Source organism: Actinoplanes auranticolor (assembly GCF_018332655.1).
GTDB lineage: Bacteria > Actinomycetota > Actinomycetes > Mycobacteriales > Micromonosporaceae > Actinoplanes > Actinoplanes auranticolor.
In genome coordinates this window covers 54,497-76,042 of sequence record NZ_BOQL01000042.1, presented here as the reverse complement: position 1 = coordinate 76,042, position 21,546 = coordinate 54,497, and the positions used below count along the sequence as shown (strand labels likewise).

The following is a 21,546-nucleotide window of genomic DNA, read 5'->3' as shown; positions in this document are numbered from 1 at the left end:
CGGAGGTAGCCGCACGCGCACGTACAGGGAGGCCCCGTGAGATTCGAGGTCAGCAAGGTCCTCGACGCGATCGAGGCCCGGCTCACCACCGACCCGGCCCTGGCCCGCGCCGTGGTCGACCTGTCGGAGATCGTGCGCTACGCCGATCTCGACGGCGGTCGCCCGGCCAGCATGCTGCGCCTCGGCCTGGTCATCGACGCGCTCGGCCGGCACGTCTCGGAGGAGAACGTCCCGGTCTACGCCGTGGTGCCCCGGGGCCTGCTCTCCGACGCGGATCTGACCTCCAACGAGCGCATGGTGGTCCGCCGCTGGGCCGACGACGGCGTGGTCGAGGTCGTCCCGCAGCTCGACGACCGGGTCCTCGAGGTGGCCGAGCTGCTGGGCCTGCCCGTGCTGACCCGCACCCGCGCCGAGCAGTTCCGCGACCGCCGTCCCTGGGTCGAGGAGCCGGGCCGGCTGCTCGCCGCGGTTCCCGGCGCCGGTGGCCCGGTGCTGGTGGCCCGGATCGGCCGCGGGGAGGTTCCCGCGGTGGCCGAGCCGTCCCCGATGGGGGCCAAGCTGCTGGCCCGGGTGTGGAGCTGCCCGGAGGCCAACTGCAACGCGTACGGCTCCGGTGGCGATCCGGACAGCCCGTTCGCCGACATGCGCAAGACGACCGCCCCGGTCGCCCAGCCGCCGCCGTCGCTGCGGTCCGGCGCGCCGACCTGCCCGGTGCACGGCACCCGGCTGCGGGACGCGGGCCCGCGCCCGGCGGTCGAGGTGCTGTCGGTCCGGATCGACGGCGTGGTGCGCCAGCGCTTCGCGGTCTCGACCGACAAGCCCGTGGTGGTGGGGCGGGCGCCCGAGGGCGGTGGCGTGATGCTGGGCCAGTGGCTGACCGACGACGCCCGGAAGTGGATCAGCCGCGGTCACGTGCGGCTGGCGCTCAACGGCGGCGAGCTGACCGCTCAGGACGTCAGCACGAACGGCACGGGGATCCGCCCGGGCGGCTCGCTGGACGACGACGACCGGATCACCCTGAACCGCGACGAGACCCGCACGCTGGCGGCCAACGACGTGGTGGAGCTGTACGCGGGCGTGAACGTCGGCCGCGCCAAGCTCTGGGCGACCGGTGGCGTGACCCAGCCGTCCTCGGTCATGGCCGAGGCCCCGACGATGGCGATCCGCAAGTTCGAACGCTGAGGGGAGGCGGGACCCCGCCTCCCCCGTCACACTCAGGCCAGGATCGCGGCCAGCTGCGCCACCGCGTGCTCCAGGTCCTCCTCGGTGACCACCAGGGGCGGGGCCAGCCGGATCGTTGAACCGTGGGTGTCCTTGGCCAGTACGCCCCGCTCGGCGAGCCGCTCCACGGCCTGCCGGCCGGTCATCAGGGCGGGGTCGATGTCGACGCCGGCCCACAGTCCGCGGCCGCGGACCGCCAGCACCCCCTTGCCGACCAGTTCGGCGAGGCGCTCGTGCAGCAGCGCGCCCAGCCGCGCGGAGCGCTCCTGGAACTCCCCGGTGGCGAGCAGCCGGACGACCTCGGCGCCGACCGCGCAGGCCAGCGGGTTGCCACCGAACGTCGAGCCGTGCTCGCCCGGCTTGAGCACGCCGAGCACGTCGCGGTTCGCCGCCACGGCGGACACCGGCACGATGCCGCCGCCGAGCGCCTTGCCCAGCAGGTACACGTCCGGCACGACACCTTCGTGCTCGATCGCGAAGGTCTTACCGGTGCGGCCGAGGCCGGACTGGATCTCGTCGGCGATGAAGAGCACGTTGTGGTCGTCGCACAGCGACCGGACGCCGGCGAAGTAGCCCTCACCCGGGATCAGGACCCCGGCCTCGCCCTGGATCGGCTCGAGCAGCACGGCGACCGTGTTCGGGGTGATCGCGCCGGCCAGCGCGGCCAGGTCGCCGTACGGCACGATCTTGAAGCCGGGGGTGTACGGCCCGAAGTCGTTGCGCGCGTCCGGGTCGGTGGAGAAGCTGATGATCGTCGTGGTGCGGCCGTGGAAGTTGCCGTCCGCGACGATGATCTCCGCCTGCCCGTCCGGCACGCCCTTGACCTGGTAACCCCACTTGCGGGCGACCTTGATGCCGGTCTCCACGGCCTCGGCGCCGGTGTTCATCGGCAGCACGAGGTCCTTGCCGCAGAGCTCGGCCAGCCCGTGACAGAAGCCGGCGAACTGGTCGTGCACGAAGGCCCGGCTGGTCAGCGTGAGGCGGTCGAGCTGCGCGTGCGCGGCGGCGATCAGGCCGGGGTGCCGGTGGCCGAAGTTCAGCGCCGAGTAGCCGGCGAGGAAGTCCAGGTAGCGGCGGCCGTCGACGTCGGTGACCCAGGCGCCCTCGGCGTCGGCGATCACGACCGGCAGCGGGTGGTAGTTGTGCGCGGTCCAGCGCTCGGCGTCGGCGAGCGCGGCGGGTGTCCGCAGATCGAGATCAGTCACGGGTACGAACCTCCAGGGTGCAGCACTTCGGGCCGCCGCCGGCCTTGCGCAGCTCGGAGACGTCGACTCCGACGGTGGCGTAGCCCCGCTCCCGCAGGGCGGCGGTGAGCGCGGTGGCCTGCACCGGCAACACCACGGTACGGCCGTCGCTGACCGCGTTGAGACCCAGCACCTCGGCGTCGGCCGGGGTGGCGATGACCGCGTCCGGGAACAGCCGGCGCAGCACCGCCTGCGAGCCGGGGGAGAACGCCGACGGCAGGTAGGCGATGTTCCGCTCGTCCAGCACGCACAGCGCGGTGTCGAGGTGGTAGTAGGCCGGGTCGACCAGCTGCAGGGTGATCACCGGGCGGCCGAAGATCTCCTGGGTCTGCGCGTGGGCGGCGTGCGAGGTCCGGAAGCCGGTGCCGGCGAGCAGCACGTCGCCGGCGAGCAGGATGTCACCCTCGCCCTCGTTGGTGTGCTTGGACTCGAAGACCTCGAAGCCGTTGCCGGCGAACCAGCCGGCGTACGCCGGGGCCTCGTCGGCCCGCTCGGCGTCGCGGAACTGCACGGCGAGCACCTTGCCGTCGACCACGGTGGCGCCGTTGGCGGCGAAGACCATGTCGGGCAGGCCGGGCAGCGGCTCGATCAGCTCGACGGTGTGGCCGAGGTCGAGGAACGTCTGCCGCAGGTGCTCCCACTGGCTGACGGCCAGAGCGTTGTCGTACGGCGCCGTCGGGTCCATCCACGGATTGATCCGGTACGTGACGGCGAAGTGGGTCGGCCGGCACATGAGATAGCGGCGCGGGGTGGCGGTGGGCGTCATGCCGGCAACGCTATGCGTGAAGTGCCTGCGTACGCCCCGGAACAACCATGCGCGCGGCGGCGGATCGTTGCGTGATCCGGGCCCGGTGCGAAGATTCGTTGCACACGCGTCGGGGGCGGCGAACCGCCGCCCCCGCACAACGATGCGGTCCCGTCCCGAACCGGTCGACGTGATCGCCGATCGGAGATGTTTCCGCGCTCTCCGGCGCACCGCCGGATGATTTCGGGGCGGGACGGCTGGTGACCGTCCCGGTTCCGAGATTCACCGGCTGCGCATCGCCGCCGGTGAATGTCTGATACCCGTCAGAAGCGGTCGATAAACTGTGCGTCAAGCCACTCTCGGACACTGGTGACCGGCTGCATGTCGGTGCCGAGCCAGGAGAGCGAGCCGGTGAGCGCCAGCACGCCGACCACGATCGCGCCCAGCGACAGGACCATGCCGATCAGAGCGTCGGTCTTGCCGGCGATGTGCCGCTTGCCGGTGGCGTGGATGCCGCTCAGCGAGAGGATCAGGCCCAGCACGGCCAGGCCGATCCCGTAGCCGAGCAGCGGGCCGGAGAGCACGAGCAGGGCGGCCACGACGCTGACGATCAGGCCCAGGGTGGCGAGCAGACTGGCCCGCGGCTTGGGCCCGGCGACGACCGGCGGCTGCTCGATGGTCTTCTCATCGGCGTGGTCGAAACGGTCGCCCCGGTCGGTGCGGGCGGCCACGGGCCGGGGCGCCTGCAGGTCGCGGCTCTTCAGGTCGTCGCGGGTCTTCGGCTCGTGGCCGACGGCCTGCTGGTTGACCAGGGTGTCCTCGTCGGCGGGCCGGCGGCGCTCGACCACGGGCGGCGCGGCCGGCGGCGGTGTCACGCTGGCGTCGGTGCGCGGACGCACCGGACTGGTCGCGCCGGCCGGACGCGCTTCGGTTTCGGCGGTGGTGTCGGACTGGCGCGAGAACGTCGGAAGTCTCATCGTCAGCACCTCCTTCAACCCTCGGGGATGCCTTCGCTATACCCCGAGGGCCGGATCGCGACACAAACACGACGGCGGCGGGCGCCGGCAGAGCCGGGCACCCGCCGCCGGGAACGCGTCAGACCAGGGCGGACGTCGCGTTGACGTCGGTCGCCTTGGAGATCACGTGGTCGACGATTCCGTAGTCCTTGGCCTCCTGGGCGGTGAACCAGCGGTCCCGGTCGGAGTCGCGGCCGATCTCCTCCGGGGTGTGCCCGGTGTGGAAGGCGATCCGCTCGTTCATGACCGACTTGATGTGCAGCATGCTCTCGGCCTGGATGGCGATGTCGGCCGCGGTGCCGCCGATGCCGCCGGACAGCTGGTGCATCATCACCCGGGCGTGCGGCAGGGCGTACCGCTTGCCGGCGGTGCCGGCGCAGAGCAGGAACTGGCCCATCGAGGCCGCCATGCCCATGGCGATCGTGGCCACGTCGTTCTTGATGTACTGCATCGTGTCGTAGACGGCCATACCCGCGCTGATGGAACCACCCGGCGAGTTGATGTACAGGGCGATGTCCTTCTCGCTGTCGGCCGAGGCGAGCAGCAGCATCTGGGCGCAGATCCGGTTGGTCACCTCGTCGTTGACCTCGCTGCCGAGGAAGATGATGCGCTCCCGGAGCAACCGCTCGAAGACCTGGTCGTCAAAGGATGCGCCACCCGCCCGCATCGCGATCTCGTCAACTCTCATGGACCCACCCTCTCGCACGAGCCGGGAGTCTGTCGCACCCACCCGGCATTCGACCTCTCCCACCTTCCCCGGTAACGGGCGCGGAACCCAGCGATTCTCCTCAGGGCGAAAGCCGGGGGCGAAGATTCCCCGGCTAGGGTTCCCGGGTGCCAGAGGGACACACGATTCATCGGCTCGCTGCGCGGCATCGGGCGCTCTTCGCCGGTCAGGTCGTGCGGGTGGCCAGCCCGCAGGGGCGGTTCGCCGCCGGGGCCGCGTTGCTCGACGGCCGGACGCTGGTCGACACCGAGGCGTACGGCAAACACCTGCTGCACCACTTCGACGACGAGTCGGCGATGCACATCCATCTCGGGCTCTACGGCAAGTTCGCCGACGGTGAGCTGCCCGCGCCGGCGCCCGTCGGGCAGGTGCGGCTGGCCCTGTCCGGTACGCGCCACTGGCTGGAGCTGCGCGGCCCGACCGCCTGCGAGGTGCTCGACCCCGTGCGGGTCGCGGCGCTGCGGGCCCGGCTCGGGCAGGACCCGTTGCGCGACGACGCCGATCCGCGGCTGGCGTACGCCCGGGTGGTGGCCAGCGGCAAGCCGGTCTTCGCCCTGCTGCTGGACCAGACGGTGGTGGCCGGGTGCGGGCTCATCTACGCCAACGAGGTGCTGTTCCGGGCCGGCCTGGCTCCCACCACGCCGGGGCGGGAGATCAGCCCGCGGTGCTGGGAGGAGCTCTGGGACGACCTGCGCGCACTGATGAAGGAGGGCGTCGTCCGCGGGCGGATCGACACCGTCCACACGGCTCACACGCCGGAGGCGATGCAGCGGGCCCCGCGGGTGGACCGGCACGGCGGCGAGGTCTACGTCTATCGCCGCACGGGTCAGCCCTGCCTGGTCTGCGGCACGGCGGTCATCCGCGGCCCGATGGCCGGGCGCAACCTCTACTGGTGCCCGGCCTGCCAGCCGTCAGAGGGCTGAGGCCGGGCTCACGGGTGCGGTGGGGGCAGCCGTCGGCGCCGGCGGCACGTCCGGGATGCCCAGCTCGAAGTTCTCGGCCAGCCAGGGCAGCAGCCGCTCGTACGCCAGGATCGTGTCCGGCTGGTTGAAGTCGTGGGACAGCACGATCGCGCCCGGCCGGACGTCCTTCTGCACGCCCTTGACGATCTTGGCGACGTGGGCGGTGTCGTCCTCGTTCTCGGAGTGCTCCCAGTCGCGGGGGTCGACCTCCCAGTACAGCGACACCATGCCGTCGGCGTACGCCGTCTGCACCAGCGCGTCGGTGAAGTTGCCGCCCGGCGCGCGGAAGAACGGGATCGGCGCGCCCGGCACCGCGGCCCGGATCGCCTCGTTCGTCCAGCGCAGGTCGGCCTGGATGCGCTCGGGCTTCTTCTTGCCGATGGTCAGGCTGTGGTCCCAGGTGTGGTTGCACAGCGTGTGCCCGGCCGCGGCGATCTGCCGGACGATGTCCGGGTGCCGCTGGACCTGGCTGCCGACCACGCAGAAGGTCGCCTTGACCCGGTACTGCGCGAGCAGGGCGAGGATCTTCGGGGTCTGCACCGGGTCGGGGCCGTCGTCGAAGGTCAGCGCGACCGTGGCCGATCCGGTGGTGACCAGCGAGAAAGCCGGACCGGCGCCGGCCGGCACCAGAACCGCGGGCGGCGCGCCGGACGCGGGCGTCGTCGGCCGGGCCGGGTCGGTCGGCCGGGCCGCGGGCCTCGCCGGCGTGCTCGGGGCCGGCTTGACGGCCGCGGTCGGCTCTGCGGCGTTGCGCGGCGGGGCCTTCTCTTCCTTCTCCTTCTTGGCGGGCGCCTTGGTCGCGGTGGCGGCCGCGTGGTCCGCGGCGTTCACCGGATTGACCGCCGGGTCGCTGCTGCTCTGCTGGATGGGCACGAACAGCAGCAGACCGACCGCCACCAGGGCGGCCAGCAGCACCTGCTGCCGGCGCCGGCCGATGAGCAGCCAGGACTCGAGGGGCAGGGTGCCGGGTGCGCGGTGGTTGCCGGTCACGGGCGGCCGGCCGCTGTCGGCCAGCGCCCAGCCGCGGACCGCTTCGGCCGCGTCGCGCACGACGGGCAGCGGGCGCACGGTGATGGCGAGCGGATCGGCGGCCTTCGCGTGCTTGCCGCGGGACGAGCCGCCGGTGGCGGTCGCCCGCCGGGCCCGGGTGGCGGTGCGGCGCTTGTCGTCCCTGTTCCGGCGGGGAGCCAGGTCCAAGGAGGTACGGCGACCGCCGGCCACCCTGGTCGTCGTCGGTGGACGCAGCACCGTGGCGTCGGCCAGTGACTCGGGGCGCCGGTGCCGCCCGTTGGCGGTCTCGCCCTCGAGGACCTGGACGTGCGGGAAACCGCCGGTCGTCGCGGTCAGTGCGTTGCCGCTGCGGGCGCGCGCCGCCGGCTGGGCAGCGTGCCGCGGCCCGTTCTCCGGCGCCGAACGAGGTGAGGGGAGCGACGGCATTCGTCATGCCTACCGGTTTACAAGATCAAAGACGATACCGCTTTCGTGATCACCGTGTGACCGGAAGTGATCGCACCTGCTCACAGCCGTGCGGGCAGAGCGGATTGATGACGACACATCGGACGATAAGCATCACCCCGCCGCGTGGACGGCGTCCGTCGCCTTACGCGCGGCGATCAGCACCGGATCCCACACCGGCGAGAATGGCGGTGCATAGCTGAGATCGAGAGCCGTCATCTCCTCGACGGTCATGCTGTTCCAGACCGCGACAGCCAGCGAGTCGATGCGCTTGGCCGCCTCCTCGCGACCCACGATCTGCGCGCCGAGCAGCATCCCGGTCCGCTTCTCGGCGATCAGCTTGACCACCATCGTGCCGGCGCCGGGGTAGTACCCGGCCCGGCTGGTCGACTCGACCGTGGCGGTGACGAAGGCGAAGCCGGCCGCGGTGGCCTCCTTCTCCGTCAGCCCGGTCCGGGCCACCTCCAGCTCGCACACCTTGGTCACGCCGGTGCCGATCACACCCGGGAACGTGGCGTAGCCGCCGCCGATGTTGATGCCCGCGACCCGGCCCTGCTTGTTGGCGTGGGTGCCGAGCGGCACGTGCACCGGCTGACCGCTGACCCGGTGCATGGTCTGCACGCAGTCACCGGCCGCCCAGATGCCGTCCAGGTGCCCGTGCGGCCCCACCACGCGCATCCGCAGATCGGTACGCAGCCCGCCGGTCACCCCGATCGGGATGCCCGAGCGCACGGCGAGCGCCGTGTTCGGGCGTACCCCCAGGCCCAGCACCACGATGTCGGCCGGCAGCGTCCCCTGCGGGGTGACCACCGCGGAGATCCGGCCGTCGGTGGTCTCCAGGCCCTGCACGTGGGTCCGGGTGCGGACCTCGATGCCCAGCCCGCGGATGGCCTCACCGACCCGCTCGCCCATGTCCGGATCGACCGTGCCCATCGGCTGCGGCGACTTCTCCAGCAGCGTCACCGCCAGGCCGCGCCGGACCATCGCCTCGGCCATCTCCACGCCCACGTAACCGCCGCCGATCACCACCGCCGTGCGCGGCTGCGGCTCGCGGTCCAGCCAGGCGTGGATAGCCGTGCCGTCGTCCAGCGTCTGCACGCCGAAGACGCCCTCGCCGTCGATCCGCGCCCAGTCCGGCGTCACCGGCACCGCGCCGGTCGCGTACATCAGGTGGTCATAGCTCTCCCGCCGCTCGCCGTCGCCGTCCAGGTCCTGGACCACGACCTCGCGGGCGGCCAGGTCGATGGCGACGACCTCGTGGCGGGTGTGCACGCTGATCCCGGCGTCGTGGAACTCCTGCGGGGTACGGGCGATCAGCGCGTCGCGGTCCTTGACCGCCCCGCCGATCCAGTACGGGATCCCGCACGCCGAGTACGACGTGAAGTGCCCCCGCTCGAACGCCACGATCTCCAGCTCGTCCGGCCCGAGCCGCTTGCGGGCCTGCGACGCCGCGGACATCCCGGCCGCGTCACCGCCGACGACGACCAGCTTCACCGCTCGCCCCGGGTGGTGGCCGCGAGCCAGTCCACGACGGCGTCGACCGATCCCTTCTGCGCCAGCAGCGCCCGCTGCCGGGCGGCGCCGGTGCCGTGCGCGCGCAGCCGGCCCAGCAGGACGGTGGTCATCTCGAGGTCGCCGTGGCGGTCGAGCTCCGGGCGTACGTAGTCGAAGAGCTGGCGCATCAGTTTCCAGGCCGGCCGCGGCTCGCGGGTGGCCATGTCGATGTTCAGACCTTCCAGCCCGTCGTGCGCGGCGCGCCAGTGCGCGGCCATCAGCAGCGGGTGCGGCACGTTCGGCGCCACCCGGCCGTCCCCGACCTCGCGCAGCAGGGTGGCCACCAGGGCGCGGGCCAGGGCGGCCAGCAGCATCGCGTCGTCCGGGGTGGGGCAGACGTCGCCCATCCGGATCTCCACGGTCGGGTAGTTCGCCGACAGCCGGGCGTACCAGTAGAGCATTCCCTCGTCGAGCATCGCGCCGCTCGCGACCAGATCCGAGATCATCGTCTCGTACTCGTCGTGGGAGTGCAGGTACGGCGTCGGGCCGACGGTGGGCCAGCGCTCCCAGAGCATCGAGCGCCAGCTCGCGTACCCGGTGTCGCGGCCGTCGAAGAACGGCGAGTTGGCCGTCGCGGCCTGGAAGATCGGCAGCCAGGGGCGCAGGTGGTTGAGCACCTGCACGCCGGTCTCCGGGTCCGGGACGCTGACGTGCACGTGCATGCCGTTGAGGCCGCCGCCGGGGGAGAGGTCGCCGAAGCGCTCGCGCATCCGGTGGTAGCGGGGCCGGTCGACCACCCGGGAGTCCTCGCCGGAGGCAGGGCTGGCCCCGACCGCGACCAGCCGGGCGCCGGCGCGTTCCGCCGCGGCGGCCAGCCCGGACCGCAGCCGGGTCAGCGACGCGGAGAGGTCGCGCAGCTCCAGCTGCGGCGGGCTGGCCGTCTCGATCTGGCTGCGCACGAACTCGTGCTGCACCGAGTCGCGGATGTCGTCGCCGAGCTGGTCGAATACCTCCTCGACCCGGTCGACCGCGCAGGGCGTGGTGGCGTCGACGAGCAGGTATTCCTCTTCCACGCCGAGGGTCAGCAGTCCCTGGGCTTCCGCCTCGTCGGCCATCTCCTCGGAGATCGTTGTCGCCGTCGCCGTACCCTCCGAAGTCGCCATGACCGCGAAGTTACCCGGCGGCGGTCACCGGAAAACGGGGGTTGCGCCGCGCGCGTAGCGTTCGAGGCATGCTGCTGCTGGGGTTCTGGGTGTTCGCCGCCCTGTCGAGCCCCGCGCCGGGATCGTCCACCCAGCTGGTGCTGGGCCTCGCCGCTGTCGCCGCCGCGCTGCTGGTGGTGCTGGCGGCCGCCGCGGTCATCCCGGTGCCTTCCCTGCGTCCCGCCTCGGCCGGCGTCGGCCTGGCCGTGCGCGCTCTGCGGCGGCGACTGCCCCGTCTGCTGGATCCCGACGCGGCCGGGCGGCCGCGTCCGCGAGCTCCGTCGGCGTGCCCGGCGGTCGTGCTGCCCGCGCGCTGACGCGCACGGGTCCATCGGCCGTCTCCGCGTCCTTCTTCCTTCTCGGACCGCAGGGGTACGCCCATGTCCTTCTCCGCTGCGCTGGATGCCGTCGTCGGCGTCGCGCACTCCGCCCTCGAGGGTCTTGCCGCCCTCCTGACCCCGGTCGCCGGTGAACTCTCCGCCGCGCTGGCCATCGTTCTGTTCACCGTCGCCGTCCGCCTGCTGATCAGCCCGCTCACCTGGCTCCAGGCCCGTTCCGCCCGGCGCGGTGCCGCGCTGGCCCCCGAGCTGGCGGCCCTGCGCGAGCGGCACCGCGACGATCCGGTGCTGCTGGCCACCGAGACGCTCGCCCTGCAACGCGCCAACGGCACCGGCCCGTTCGCCGCGATGCTGCCCGCGCTGGCCCAGGCGCCGTTCTTCATGCTCATGTTCCACCTCGTCCAGCCCGGCGCGGGTACGCCGGCCGGCGTACTGGGCGGCCACCTGCTCGGCGTGCCGCTGACCGCGCACCTCGCCGCCGGCCTGCCGGTCTTCGCCGTGCTGCTCGTGCTGGCGACCGGGCTGGCCTGGTGGTCCTCGCGTCGTACCCGGCTGCTGCTGCCCGCCCCGGCCGATCCGGCCCAGCCCGGCGCGACGCTGCTGCCCCGGATCATGTCCGCGTTGCCGTTCCTGACGGTGGTGATGGTGGCCTGGCTGCCGCTCGCCGGTGGCCTGTATCTGGTCACCTCGGCCGCCTGGACGGCGCTTGAGCAGGCGATCTGGCGTCGTCCAGCACCGGCGGTCAATCGGTAGTCATGCATATTGACAATGTTCCGTAACACCCTGGAAACTTCCAGAGAGCGCTCTCAGCGGCTCCTCCCCATCCCCCGAAAGGCCGTTGTCATGAGAAGCACCCCGAACAAATGGCGCCGGCGGTTGCTCGCTGCCGCCGCTGTCGTGATCGCCGGAGGCGCCTCGGCCGTCTTCGTCGCGCAGGCCGACGCGGCCGTGCCGCCCGCCCCCTCGGGCATGACGCTGATCTTCAGCGACGACTTCACCGGCGCCGCGGGCACCGGGCTGAACCGCAGCAACTGGCTCTACAGCCTCGGCACCGGATATCCCGGCGGCGCCGCGAACTGGGGCACCGGCGAGATCGAGCGGATGACCGACTCGACACAGAACGTCTACCACGACGGCAACGGCAACCTGGCGATCAAGCCGATCCGCGACGCCGCGGGCAACTGGACCTCCGGCCGGGTGGAGACCCAGCGCACCGACTTCGCCGCGCCCGCCGGCGGCAAGCTGCGCATCGAGGGCCGGCTGCAGCAGCCCAACGTCACCGGGGCGGCGGCCGCCGGCTACTGGCCGGCGTTCTGGACGCTGGGTGACGCGGCCCGGCCGGTGGGCGCGACCAACTGGCCGAGCATCGGCGAGTGGGACATCATGGAGTCGATCAACGGCCGGCCCTCGGTCTTCTCGGCCCTGCACTGCGGCGTCAGCCCGGGCGGTCCGTGCAACGAGACCACCGGCCTGGGCAGCGGCGAGAAGTCCTGCCCGACCTGCGGCACCGCCTTCCACACGTACGCGGTGGAGTACGACCGCAGCGTCGCGCCGGAGCAGCTGCGCTTCTACCTCGACGGCGTGCAGTACCACCAGGTCAGCGCGAACCAGATGGACGCGACGACCTGGAACAACGCCACCCACCGCGGCGTGTTCATCATCCTGAACGTGGCCATGGGCGGTGGCTTCCCGGCCGCGTTCGGTGGTGGCCCCACCGCGGCGACCCGGTCCGGCGTGCCGATGCTGGTCGACTACGTGGCCGTGTACCGCTCGGGTTCCGGTGGCACCACGCCGCCGACCACGCCGCCCACGACGCCGCCGGCCGGTGGGGTGCGCAACGCGTACGCGCAGATCGAGGCCGAGTCGTACAACGCGGCGTCGTCGGTGATCAAGGAGACGTCGTCCGAGGGTGGCCAGAACGTCGGCGCCATCGGCAACGGGGACTGGCTGCAGTTCGACAACGTCGACTTCGGCACCGGCGGGGTGCGGGACTTCGTGGGCCGGGTGTCCTCGGGCGCGGGCGGCGGCGTCAGCGGTCTCGTCGAGGTCCGGATCGACAGCCGCGGCAACGCGCCGATCGGCAGTTTCGCGCTCGCCAACACCGGCGGGTGGCAGTCCTGGCGGTCGATTCCGGCCAACGTGGCGAACGTGTCCGGGCGGCACACGGTTTTCCTGACCTTCACCAGTGGACAGCCCGCGGACTTCGTCAACGTGAACTGGCTCCAGTTCCGCAGGTAGCGACTTCGTTCAATACGTAGGCATAAGGCCGGGGGCGTGACCAGCGCCTCCGGCCCGACCACCTTAAAGAACTTTAAGGTGCCGGGGGTCTGGACTAGTTCTGTTAACAGTCCTAATAATCAATGAACCTAACTGTTCGACGTGGAAGGCCCACCCCCATGCGCCGATCCCTGGTCCTCGCCGTATCCGCCGCGCTCGCGGCCACCGGCTCCTCTGTCTACATAGGATCTTCCGCGAACGCCGCTGTGGCCTGTGCCCCGGCGTGGAGCTCCTCGGCGATCTACGTCAAGGACAACTCCGTCTCGTACCAGTCGAAGAACTACACCGCGAAGTGGTGGACCACCAACGAGGTCCCGACCGCGAGCGGCCAGTGGGGCGTCTGGGCCGACAAGGGGGCCTGCGACGGCGGCACCACCACGCCACCGACCACGCCCCCCACCACCCCGCCCACGACGCCACCCACCACGCCCCCGACGACACCGCCGACCACGGTGCCGCCGAGCAACGGGTCGCTGCCGGCGCGCTTCATCACCGGCTACTGGCAGAACTTCGACAACCCGGCCAACGAGCTCAAGCTCGCCGCGGTGCCGAACACCTACGACCTGATCGCGGTCGCCTTCGCGGACGCCACCAGCACGCCCGGCGCGGTCTCCTTCACCATCGACCCCGGCCTGTCGGCCTCGGTCGGCGGCTACACCAACGACCAGTTCAAGGCCGACATCGCGACGCTGCACGCGCGCGGCAAGAAGGTCATCATCTCGGTCGGCGGTGAGAAGGGCTCGGTCGCCGTCAACGACGCGGCCGCCGCGACGAACTTCGCCAACTCGGTCTGGTCGCTGATGCAGACGTACGGCTTCGACGGCGTCGACATCGACCTCGAGAACGGCCTGAACCCGACGTACATGGCCCAGGCGCTGCGCAGCCTGCGCGCCAAGGCCGGGTCGAAGCTGATCATCACGATGGCTCCGCAGACCATCGACATGCAGAACCCGGCCGGCTCGTACTTCAAGCTCGCGCTGGACATCAAGGACATCCTCACGGTCGTCTTCACGCAGTACTACAACTCCGGTGCGATGCTCGGCTGCGACCAGAACGCCGCGTACGGCCAGGGCACGGTCAACTTCCTGGTCGCGCTGACCTGCATCCAGCTCGAGGCCGGACTGCGCCCCGACCAGGTCGCGCTCGGCCTGCCGGCCACCACCAGCGCGGCCGGCGGCGGCTACGTCGCGCCGTCGGTGGTCAACCAGGCCCTCGACTGCCTGGCCCGCGGGACCAACTGCGGTTCCTTCCGCCCGCCGCGTACCTACCCCGGCATCCGGGGCGCGATGACCTGGTCGATCAACTGGGACGTGACCGCCGGCAACGGCTGGGCCAACACCGTCAAGCCGCACCTGTCCACCCTCCCCTGATCACCAGCCCCCACTGGAGACATCCCCCCATGAAACTGAAGAAGAGATACGTCGCCGCGCTCGCGGTGGTCCTGGCCGCGGCCGGGGCCGGCACCACCGTGCTGCTCGCACCGGGCGCCTCGGCCGCCGTCGCCTGCGCCCCGGCGTGGAGATCCTCGGCGGTCTACGTCAAGGACAACACCGTCTCCTACCAGGCGAAGAACTACACCGCGAAGTGGTGGACGCAGGGCGAGGTCCCGACGGCCAGCGGGCAGTGGGGCGTCTGGGCCGACAAGGGCGCCTGTGGTGGCGTCGTCGACCCGACCACCCCGCCCACCACCCCGCCGACCACGCCCCCGACCACGCCCCCGGTCACCGGCACCAAGATGGCGGCCGCGCCGTACATCTACCCGGGCTGGGGTAACCCGCCGGCGCCGGCGACGGTCATGAACGCCACCGGCATCAAGGCCTTCACCATCGCGTTCGTGCTGGCCAACGGCTGCAACCCGGTCTGGGACGGCGAGAGTGGCCTGACCGGCGGCGTGCACGCCAGCACCATCGCGGCGATCAAGGCGGCCGGCGGCGACGTCGTCCCGTCCATCGGTGGTTGGAGCGGCAACAAGCTCGGCCCGAACTGCGCCACGCCGGAGCTGCTCGCCGGGGCGTACCAGAAGGTGATCGACGCGTTCGGCCTGAAGGCGATCGACATCGACATCGAGAACACCGACGAGTTCGAGAACTACACGGTCGCGGACCGGATCGTCGGCGCGCTGAAGATCGTCAAGCAGAAGAACCCGTCGGTGAAGACGATCCTCACCTTCGGCACCACGCCCACCGGCCCCAACGCCCACGGCATCCGCCTGATCAACCAGGCCAGGGCGATGGGCGCCGACATCGACATCTTCGCGCAGATGCCGTTCGACTTCAGCGGCGGCGCGGACATGTACGCCAGCACGGTCGGCGCCTCCGAGGGCCTGAAGAACCAGCTCAAGTCGACCTTCGGCTGGACCGACGCGCAGGCGTACTCGCACATGGGCATCTCCGGCATGAACGGCCTGTCCGACCAGCAGGAGCTGACCAGCACCGACACGTGGACGCGGATCCGCGACTACGCGAAGAACAACAACTTCGCCCGGTTCACCTTCTGGGCGGTCAACCGCGACCGCGGCTGCGCCGGTGGCGGCGTGGTCTCCAACTGCAGTGGCATCGCGCAGTCCGACTGGGCCTTCACCAAGATCAGCGCAGGTTTCTAGGCACCGTCTCTCCCCTGTTACAAGCGCGCGGCCGTGGATCTCACCGATCCGCGGTCGCGCGCCGCCGTTTGCGCAGCTTCTTGAGCACCCAGCTGCCGATCGCGACCGCGAAGAACGCCATGATCGCGTAGTCGAAGTAGCTGCTGTACTTCTCGAGCTGCTGCCACCGCGAACCGAGCGCGTAACCGCCCCCGATGAACAGGCAGTTCCACAGCCCGCTGCCGAGCGTGGTGAGCAGCGTGAACATGCCCAGCTTCATGTGGTTGGCGCCGGCCGGGACGGACACCAGGCTGCGGACCACCGGTGCCATCCGGCCGAAGAAGACCGCGCTCTTCTCGTGCCGCTCGAACCAGCGGTCGGCCAGGTCGAGGTCGTCGGCGTCGACCAGCGGGATGCGGTCCAGCCAGCGGCGCAGCCGCTCCTCGCCGAGCGCGTGGCCGAGCCAGTAGAGCGCCAGGGCGCCCAGCACGGAGCCGGCGGTGGCGGCGATGGTGACCAGGACCAGGTTGACCCGGCCGGAGCTGGCCAGGTAGCCCGCCATGGACAGCACGATCTCGCTGGGGACGGGCGGGATCAGATTCTCCAGGGCCACCAGCAGGCCCACTCCGACCTCGCCGAGCGACTCGATGACCGATGCCACCCAGCCGGTCAGGCCACCCAGCTTGCTGGGCTCGGTCTCCGCGGCCAGGTAGTACGGCACGCTCATCCGGCGCTCCTTCGTGTCGGTGTCAGATGGTTACCCGGATTCCAGCGTACGAACCGCTTGGCGTATATACCTGTCATCGGTATATGCTGCTGCCATGACCGACACACCGATGCGCGAGCCGACCTTCCTCGTGCTCACCGCGCTGGCCGCTGGTCCCCAGCACGGTTACGCCGTGATCGAGGACGTGGCCCGGATGACCGACGGCCGGGTCCGGCTGCGGGCGGGCACCCTCTACGCCGCGCTGGACCGGCTGCGCACCGACGGCCTGATCGAGGTCGACCGCGAGGAGGTCGTGCAGTCCCGGCTGCGCCGCTACTACCGGCTCACCGGAGTGGGGGAGACGCGGCTGGCCGCCGAGAGCAGCCGCTTGCGCCAGCAGGCCACCCTCGCCGAGGGCCGGCTGCGTGCCCGGCACGACCTGGGAGGGGCGCCCGCGTGACCGCACCGCTCGAGATCCAGTACCGCCGCCTGCTGGCGGTCTATCCGTCGGCGCACCGCCGTGCCTACGAGGAGGAGATGGTGGGAGTGCTGATGGAGGGAGCCGAGCCGGGTCAGCGCCGGCCCGCCCTGGGTGAGGCCGCCGACCTGCTGCGGGCCGGCATCCTCGCGCGTCTCGGCCGGGGCGCGCAGGCCCTGCGCACGTCCGCCTGGCGCGACGCCGCCGCGGTGGCCGGCCTGATCGGCGCGGTGCTGCTCACGGCGATCGCCTGCCGCCGGCTGATCTTCGGCCTGCTGTACGCCCGGGAGTCCGGCGATCCGATGCGCGCCTTCGGCGTGGACGGTGGCCTGCTGATCGACGTGGCCGCCCGTTCGGTGGCGTGGCTCGCGGTCGTGGTCGCCGTGCTGCTCGCCGCCCGGCGTACGGCCACAGCGCTGGCCGTCGTGGCGGTGCTGGTGGAGATCACCGCCGTCGCGGTGTGGCTGCCGAGCCAGGAGTTCCGCGCGATCCGGATGTCCTGGGCGCTGGCTCTGGCCCTGCTGACGGTGGCGTTGCTGGTGCTGTCCCGGCACGGCCGCCCGGCTGTCGCGATCCTGGGCCGGCGTGGTGGCGCGGTGCTCACCGGCGGCCTGGTCCTGGCCGCGGTGAGTGCACTCCTGCTCCCGTTGTGGCCGACGCCGCCGCAGATTCTGGGCCTGGTCACCGTGCCCGACGCCCTGCTCCTCGCGGCCGGCGCGATGCTGCTGGCGGGCCTGCAGCGGATCCCCGCCGGGATCCGGCGCCGCATCCTGGTGCTGCTCGCGCCGCTGCTCGCGGTGCCGGTGGCGCAGCGGCAGCTGGAGCAGGCCATCGACATCACCTTCGCGCGGTCCGTGACGCCCGGCATCGTCGTGGTCGACGTGCTGATGATGGCCGGCGTCCCGCTGCTGGCGTTCGCCCTCGCGGCCGCCGCGTTGCACCTTCGGGAGGGCATCACGGTCACGGTCACCCGGACGCCGGAGCAGGCCGCATGACGTCCGAGGCGATGCTGGAGCGCCGTTACCGGCAGCTGCTGAGGCTCTATCCGCGGGAGCACCGCCGCGAATACGAGGAGGAGATGATCGGGGTCCTGCTCGCCGGCGTCGCACCCGGCCGGACCCGTCCCGGTCCCCGCGAGGTGCTCGATCTGGTGACCTCCGCGCTCACCGTGCGGTGGTCGCGACGCGCGCACAGCTCGGGAGACGGCCACCGGGCCGCGCGGGCGGTGCAGCTGTTCGGGGCGATCCTGCTGCTGGCCGTGAGCCTGCGCCGGGTCGTCATGGGTGAGGTGGCCGCGCTGCGCTACGCCGACTTCGTGCCGCACGTCGCCGCCCATGAGCTGGTGCGACCGGGGGCCTGGGCGCTCGTGCTGCTGCTGGTGCTGGCCGGGTGGCGCTGGGCCGCCGTGCCCGCGGCGCTGGCCGGGTTGATCGCGGAGGTGCCGCCCCTCGCGCTCTACCGGGACACGCCGGCCCGGGTGCTCGACGTCTACTGGATCCTGGTCGCGGCCGCCGTGGTCACCCTGGCCGGCCTGCTGGTCGCCACGGCCGGCCGGGGACGTCCTGCGGGAGAGGGCAGGCTGCCCCGGGGGACGGCGGCCGTGGTGTCCGGCGGTCTGCTGGTCGTCGCGGGCGGCGCCGGTTCGGTGCTCGTGGGCGGCTCCGGTCTGCTGCTCGGCGGACGGCTCGTGCCCTTCCCGGTGCTCGCTCTCTATGCGGTGGCCGGTCTGCTGGTCGTGGTCGGCGTGCTCCGCCTGCCACCGCCGGTCGTCCGCCGGGTCGTGGTGGCGGCGGTGCCCGTGGTCGTCGCCTGGCCGTTGATCCGGGTGGGCTTCGGTGACCTCGTCGCGACCAACATGCGCTCAGCCGAGCCGGCTCTGCTGGGGCCGGTGCAATGGACCGCGCTCGCTGTGGTGCCGCTCGCCGCGACCTGGGTGGCCGCCACCCTGAATCGCCGCTTCGAGCGGAGCCGGACGGGGTCGCCGTCCGTGTGAACGGGGCCGCCGCGTCGCGCCGGGATGGTCCGGGGTGGCGCGGCGGCGGTAGTGTCCCGGCGCGATGGAAACGTTGAGTACGCGCGGGCGGATGACCCGGGTCGCGGTGACGGTGGCCGGCCTGGTGCTGTTGCTGCTGGGCACCTTCTGGGGGCAGGACGACGACTTCCCGTTCGGGCCGTTCCGGATGTATTCCACCGCACCCGATCCGAACGCCGACGCGCCGGACACCCGGGTCGAGGGGGTCGACACCACCGGGCGCACGGTCGTGCTGACCGAGGCCAACAGCGGGCTGCGCCGGGCCGAGATCGAGGGCCAGCAGCAGGCGTACGTCGACGACCCGGCCCGGCTGCGGCAGGTGGCCACGGCCTACGCGGAGAAGAGTCCCGGGGCCGCGCCGCTGCGCACCGTACGGATCGTCATCCGCTGGGAGGGCATCGAGGACTCCCGGCCCACCGGCACCAGCCGGGACGAGATCATCGCCACCTGGACCGCGCCGTGAAGCGGCTCGGCCAGTGGCTGACCGCGCCCGTCCCGCTGGGCCGGGTCGCCGCGTTCCGCACGCTGATCTACCTCTTCGTCGCGGCCGACCTCGTGATCTTCACCCCCTGGGTGCGCCACCACGCCAGCACCCCCGGTGACCTGTACAAGCCGCTGCTGGTCGGCCGGCTGCTGCACCTGCCCACCCCGACCCCGCTGCTGGTGCACGGCATCTTCTGGACGCTGCTCCTGCTCGCTCTGGCCGCGGCCACGGGGCGGGCGCCCCGGCTGCTCGGCTGGACCGTCTTCGCGCTCTACTTCGAGTGGATGATCATCGCGATGAGCTACGGCAAGGTCGACCACGACCGGGTCGGTCTGCTGGTCGCGCTGGCCGTGCTGCCGACCGTGGGCCGGGCCCGGCACGGGGATCCGCGGGGCACGGAGGCCGGCGGCTGGGCGCTGCGGGTCACCCAGATAGCGGTGGTCTGCACGTACTTCCTGGCGGCCTGGGCCAAGCTGCGCTTCGGCGGGCTCGACTGGGTGACCAGCTCGGTGCTGGCGCGGGCCATCGTCCGGCGCGGTACGGAGCTGGCCGACCTGATCGCCGGCGTGCCGTACCTGCTCATCCTGGCCCAGTTCGGGATCGTGGCGTTCGAGCTGGCCAGCCCGGCGATCTTCTTCCTGCGGGCGCGATGGCGCAACTACGCGGTCGCGTTCTTCTACTCGTTCCACGTGGTCACGTTCGCGACCATCACCATCTCGTTCGCGCCGCACCTGGCCGCCATCACCAGCTTCCTCGCGCTGGAGAAGGTCCGGCCACTGACGTGGGCCCGGGGTTTCCTGAAGCGGAGCCGGGGACAAGTAAGGGGGCATGAGCGACCGGTGGTATGAGAAGGCCGTCATTTACTGTGCCGACATCGATACGTTCGCCGACTCCAACGGCGACGGCGTCGGTGACATCAGGGGGTTGATCGGGCGGCTGGACTATCTCGCCCGGCTGGGGATCACCTGCCTGTGGCTCAACCCGATCCACCCGACGCCGGACCGCGACGACGGTTACGACGTGTCCGACTTCTACAACGTCGACCCGCGCTTCGGTAACCTCGGTGACTTCGCCGAGCTGGTGCACCAGGCCCGGGACCGGGGCATCCGGGTCATCATCGACCTGGTCGTGAACCACACCTCCGACCAGCACCCGTGGTTCCAGTCGGCGCGCTCGTCGCCGGACTCGCCGTACCGCGACTGGTACGTCTGGTCCGACACCGAGCCGGACGACCGGCACCAGGGCATGGTCTTCCCCGGTGAGCAGGCCGAGACCTGGACCTACGATCGCACCGCCAAGCGCTGGTTCTACCACCGGTTCTACAAGTTCCAGCCCGACCTCAACATCTCCAACCCCGAGGTCCGCGAGGAGATCAAGAAGATCTGCGCCTTCTGGCTGCAGCTGGGGGTCTCCGGGTTCCGGATGGACGCCGTGCCGTTCATCGTCGAGCAGACCGAACCGGGCAACCCGAACTCGCCCAAGGACATGGAGTTCCTCAGCGAGCTGCGCCAGCACATCCAGTGGCGCCACGGCGACGCCGTGCTGCTCGCCGAGGCGAACGTCGAGCCCGAGCAGCTCAAGGACTTCTTCGGCGACGCCGGCGGCTCGGCCAACCGGATCCACATGCTGTTCGACTTCATGCTCAACGGCCGGCTCATGCTCGCGCTGGCCCGCGGCAACCCGGAAGTGATCATCGACGCGCTGCGCGACACCCCGCAACTGCCGGTCGGCGGGCAGTGGGCCACGTTCCTGCGCAACCACGACGAGGTCGACCTGTCCCGGCTCACCGCCGAGCAGCGCAACGAGGTGTTCAGCCAGTTCGGCCCGGACGAGAACATGCAGCTCTACGGCCGGGGCATCCGCCGCCGGCTGGCCCCGATGCTCGGCGGCGACCGCCGGCGCGTCGAGCTGGCCTACGCGCTGCAGTTCAGCCTGCGGGGCACCCCGGTGCTGCGCTACGGCGAGGAGATCGGCATGGGTGAAGACCTCACCCTGGACGGGCGCAACGCGATCCGTACGCCGATGCAGTGGTCGCTGGACGCCAACGGCGGCTTCTCGACCGCCCAGCGCGACCAGCTCGTCCGTCCGGTGATCAGCGGCGGCGACTACGGCTTCGAGAAGGTCAACGTCACCCGGCAGCGGCAGAGCCCGCAGTCGCTGCTGTCGTGGTTCGAGCGGATGATCCATACCCTGCGCGAGGCGCCGGAGGTGGGCAGCGGCAGCTGCACGCACGTCGACGTGCCGGCGCCCTCGGGCCTGCTGGTGCACCGCGCCGACGACGTCACCGGGACGATGTTGTTCCTGCACAACCTGGCGCCCGAGGACGGGGAAGTAGACCTGAGCAGCCTCTACCCGGAGGCCAACTTCCCCAACGACGTGCTCGCCGACCAGGAGTATCCGGAGCCCGGCAAGCTCGACAAGCTCGCGGTGGCGGGCTACGGGTACCGCTGGATCCGGCTGTGCCGGAAGCCCTGAGCAGCAATCTGCATCCTTGATGCAGAAAGATGCCCCGGCCGGGTAACTCGCGGGTAACCCCTGGGTTAGAGTCGGCCGACTGCGTAACAGATCAACCGGGAGGCCAGCA

At 71.6% G+C, this 21,546-nt stretch carries 21 protein-coding genes; 13 read left to right on the top strand and 8 right to left on the bottom strand.

Features of this window, described 5'->3' with window-relative positions; all coding sequences use genetic code 11:
- The first annotated feature begins 36 nt into the window (after positions 1-36).
- On the top strand, positions 37-1,182 hold the full coding sequence (locus tag Aau02nite_RS25580; protein ID WP_212991107.1) for an FHA domain-containing protein: 1,146 nt from the start codon (positions 37-39) through the stop codon (positions 1,180-1,182).
- A gap of 32 nt (positions 1,183-1,214) precedes the next feature.
- Here Aau02nite_RS25580 and rocD read toward each other — a convergent pair whose 3' ends face one another.
- The 4 genes from rocD to Aau02nite_RS25560 all read right to left on the bottom strand — a co-directional run bounded on the left by rocD (position 1,215) and on the right by Aau02nite_RS25560 (position 4,914).
- Positions 1,215-2,426, bottom strand: coding sequence for an ornithine--oxo-acid transaminase (gene rocD, locus Aau02nite_RS25575; RefSeq protein WP_212991106.1), 1,212 nt, complete (start codon positions 2,424-2,426; stop codon positions 1,215-1,217).
- Entirely contained in the window at positions 2,419-3,231 is an 813-nt protein-coding gene (ddaH, locus tag Aau02nite_RS25570; RefSeq protein ID WP_212991105.1) for a dimethylargininase, read from the bottom strand. Before ddaH ends, rocD begins: the two co-directional genes overlap by 8 nt.
- Before the next feature lie 302 nt (positions 3,232-3,533).
- Positions 3,534-4,187 carry a hypothetical protein gene (locus Aau02nite_RS25565; RefSeq protein WP_212991104.1) on the bottom strand — a complete coding sequence of 218 codons (654 nt, stop codon included), beginning with the start codon at positions 4,185-4,187 and terminating at the stop codon, positions 3,534-3,536.
- Between the two features lie 118 nt (positions 4,188-4,305).
- Positions 4,306-4,914: an ATP-dependent Clp protease proteolytic subunit gene (locus Aau02nite_RS25560; RefSeq protein WP_212991103.1), complete on the bottom strand. Its 609-nt coding sequence runs from the start codon at positions 4,912-4,914 to the stop codon at positions 4,306-4,308.
- Positions 4,915-5,060: 146 nt separating this feature from the next.
- On the opposite strand from Aau02nite_RS25560, the gene Aau02nite_RS25555 reads away from it, so the two are divergent.
- A complete protein-coding gene (locus Aau02nite_RS25555) occupies positions 5,061-5,876 on the top strand; it encodes an Fpg/Nei family DNA glycosylase (protein ID WP_212991102.1) in 816 nt (271 codons plus the stop codon).
- Here Aau02nite_RS25555 and Aau02nite_RS25550 read toward each other — a convergent pair.
- The 3 genes from Aau02nite_RS25550 to Aau02nite_RS25540 form a co-directional block, all read right to left on the bottom strand.
- A complete protein-coding gene (locus Aau02nite_RS25550; protein ID WP_212991101.1) occupies positions 5,865-7,352 on the bottom strand; it encodes a polysaccharide deacetylase family protein in 1,488 nt (495 codons plus the stop codon). The genes Aau02nite_RS25555 and Aau02nite_RS25550 overlap by 12 nt on opposite strands.
- Positions 7,353-7,484: 132 nt before the next feature.
- Positions 7,485-8,864, bottom strand: coding sequence for an FAD-dependent oxidoreductase (locus Aau02nite_RS25545; RefSeq protein WP_212991100.1), 1,380 nt, complete (start codon positions 8,862-8,864; stop codon positions 7,485-7,487).
- The gene (locus tag Aau02nite_RS25540; protein ID WP_212991279.1) at positions 8,861-9,979 is read right to left on the bottom strand and encodes a carboxylate-amine ligase; all 1,119 of its coding nucleotides are present in this window, start codon (positions 9,977-9,979) and stop codon (positions 8,861-8,863) included. Before Aau02nite_RS25540 ends, Aau02nite_RS25545 begins: the two co-directional genes overlap by 4 nt.
- A gap of 116 nt (positions 9,980-10,095) precedes the next feature.
- Between Aau02nite_RS25540 and Aau02nite_RS25535 the strand changes: the two genes are divergently transcribed.
- The 5 genes from Aau02nite_RS25535 (at position 10,096) to Aau02nite_RS25515 (ending at position 15,283) form a co-directional block, all read left to right on the top strand.
- Positions 10,096-10,383 carry a DUF6412 domain-containing protein gene (locus tag Aau02nite_RS25535; protein WP_212991099.1) on the top strand — a complete coding sequence of 96 codons (288 nt, stop codon included), beginning with the start codon at positions 10,096-10,098 and terminating at the stop codon, positions 10,381-10,383.
- Between the two features lie 63 nt (positions 10,384-10,446).
- On the top strand, positions 10,447-11,157 hold the full coding sequence (locus tag Aau02nite_RS25530) for a YidC/Oxa1 family membrane protein insertase (protein ID WP_212991098.1): 711 nt from the start codon (positions 10,447-10,449) through the stop codon (positions 11,155-11,157).
- Positions 11,158-11,247: 90 nt separating this feature from the next.
- Positions 11,248-12,642 (top strand): carbohydrate-binding protein, encoded by a 1,395-nt coding sequence (locus Aau02nite_RS25525; protein WP_212991097.1) that lies wholly within the window; start codon positions 11,248-11,250, stop codon positions 12,640-12,642.
- A 158-nt stretch (positions 12,643-12,800) separates the two neighbouring features.
- Positions 12,801-14,051, top strand: coding sequence for a chitinase (locus Aau02nite_RS25520; protein WP_212991096.1), 1,251 nt, complete (start codon positions 12,801-12,803; stop codon positions 14,049-14,051).
- A 29-nt stretch (positions 14,052-14,080) separates the two neighbouring features.
- A complete protein-coding gene (locus Aau02nite_RS25515) occupies positions 14,081-15,283 on the top strand; it encodes a carbohydrate-binding protein (protein WP_212991095.1) in 1,203 nt (400 codons plus the stop codon).
- 40 nt (positions 15,284-15,323) lie between these two features.
- Here the strand turns inward: Aau02nite_RS25515 and Aau02nite_RS25510 are convergent, their stop codons facing one another.
- Positions 15,324-15,989 (bottom strand): DedA family protein, encoded by a 666-nt coding sequence (locus Aau02nite_RS25510; RefSeq protein WP_212991094.1) that lies wholly within the window; start codon positions 15,987-15,989, stop codon positions 15,324-15,326.
- Positions 15,990-16,083: 94 nt separating this feature from the next.
- Here Aau02nite_RS25510 and Aau02nite_RS25505 point away from each other — a divergent pair, with 94 nt between their 5' ends.
- The 6 genes from Aau02nite_RS25505 to Aau02nite_RS25480 all read left to right on the top strand — a co-directional run bounded on the left by Aau02nite_RS25505 (position 16,084) and on the right by Aau02nite_RS25480 (position 21,437).
- On the top strand, positions 16,084-16,428 hold the full coding sequence (locus Aau02nite_RS25505) for a PadR family transcriptional regulator (protein ID WP_212991093.1): 345 nt from the start codon (positions 16,084-16,086) through the stop codon (positions 16,426-16,428).
- Complete coding sequence (locus tag Aau02nite_RS25500) at positions 16,425-17,441, top strand: hypothetical protein (RefSeq protein WP_212991092.1); 1,017 nt, start codon at positions 16,425-16,427, stop codon at positions 17,439-17,441. Before Aau02nite_RS25505 ends, Aau02nite_RS25500 begins: the two co-directional genes overlap by 4 nt.
- A complete protein-coding gene (locus tag Aau02nite_RS25495; protein ID WP_212991091.1) occupies positions 17,438-18,439 on the top strand; it encodes a hypothetical protein in 1,002 nt (333 codons plus the stop codon). Before Aau02nite_RS25500 ends, Aau02nite_RS25495 begins: the two co-directional genes overlap by 4 nt.
- Before the next feature lie 91 nt (positions 18,440-18,530).
- Entirely contained in the window at positions 18,531-18,941 is a 411-nt protein-coding gene (locus Aau02nite_RS25490; RefSeq protein WP_307857956.1) for a hypothetical protein, read from the top strand.
- Positions 18,938-19,810: an MFS transporter permease gene (locus tag Aau02nite_RS25485; RefSeq protein ID WP_246595432.1), complete on the top strand. Its 873-nt coding sequence runs from the start codon at positions 18,938-18,940 to the stop codon at positions 19,808-19,810. Before Aau02nite_RS25490 ends, Aau02nite_RS25485 begins: the two co-directional genes overlap by 4 nt.
- Positions 19,791-21,437 (top strand): alpha-amylase family protein, encoded by a 1,647-nt coding sequence (locus Aau02nite_RS25480; protein ID WP_212991090.1) that lies wholly within the window; start codon positions 19,791-19,793, stop codon positions 21,435-21,437. The genes Aau02nite_RS25485 and Aau02nite_RS25480 overlap by 20 nt, the downstream gene beginning before the upstream one ends.
- The last annotated feature ends 109 nt before the right edge of the window (positions 21,438-21,546 follow it).

Coding starts and splice junctions, on each gene's coding strand:
- Aau02nite_RS25535 (WP_212991099.1), top strand. CDS start 10,096: ATGCTGCTGCTGGGGTTCTGGGTGTTCGCCGCCCTGTCGAGCCCCGCG.
- ddaH (WP_212991105.1), bottom strand. CDS start 3,231: ATGACGCCCACCGCCACCCCGCGCCGCTATCTCATGTGCCGGCCGACC.
- Aau02nite_RS25490 (WP_307857956.1), top strand. CDS start 18,531: ATGACCCGGGTCGCGGTGACGGTGGCCGGCCTGGTGCTGTTGCTGCTG.
- Aau02nite_RS25515 (WP_212991095.1), top strand. CDS start 14,081: ATGAAACTGAAGAAGAGATACGTCGCCGCGCTCGCGGTGGTCCTGGCC.
- Aau02nite_RS25495 (WP_212991091.1), top strand. CDS start 17,438: ATGACGTCCGAGGCGATGCTGGAGCGCCGTTACCGGCAGCTGCTGAGG.
- Aau02nite_RS25510 (WP_212991094.1), bottom strand. CDS start 15,989: ATGAGCGTGCCGTACTACCTGGCCGCGGAGACCGAGCCCAGCAAGCTG.
- Aau02nite_RS25560 (WP_212991103.1), bottom strand. CDS start 4,914: ATGAGAGTTGACGAGATCGCGATGCGGGCGGGTGGCGCATCCTTTGAC.
- Aau02nite_RS25550 (WP_212991101.1), bottom strand. CDS start 7,352: ATGCCGTCGCTCCCCTCACCTCGTTCGGCGCCGGAGAACGGGCCGCGG.
- Aau02nite_RS25565 (WP_212991104.1), bottom strand. CDS start 4,187: ATGAGACTTCCGACGTTCTCGCGCCAGTCCGACACCACCGCCGAAACC.
- Aau02nite_RS25480 (WP_212991090.1), top strand. CDS start 19,791: ATGAGCGACCGGTGGTATGAGAAGGCCGTCATTTACTGTGCCGACATC.
- Aau02nite_RS25530 (WP_212991098.1), top strand. CDS start 10,447: ATGTCCTTCTCCGCTGCGCTGGATGCCGTCGTCGGCGTCGCGCACTCC.
- Aau02nite_RS25540 (WP_212991279.1), bottom strand. CDS start 9,979: ATGGCCGACGAGGCGGAAGCCCAGGGACTGCTGACCCTCGGCGTGGAA.
- Aau02nite_RS25520 (WP_212991096.1), top strand. CDS start 12,801: ATGCGCCGATCCCTGGTCCTCGCCGTATCCGCCGCGCTCGCGGCCACC.
- Aau02nite_RS25525 (WP_212991097.1), top strand. CDS start 11,248: ATGAGAAGCACCCCGAACAAATGGCGCCGGCGGTTGCTCGCTGCCGCC.
- Aau02nite_RS25505 (WP_212991093.1), top strand. CDS start 16,084: ATGACCGACACACCGATGCGCGAGCCGACCTTCCTCGTGCTCACCGCG.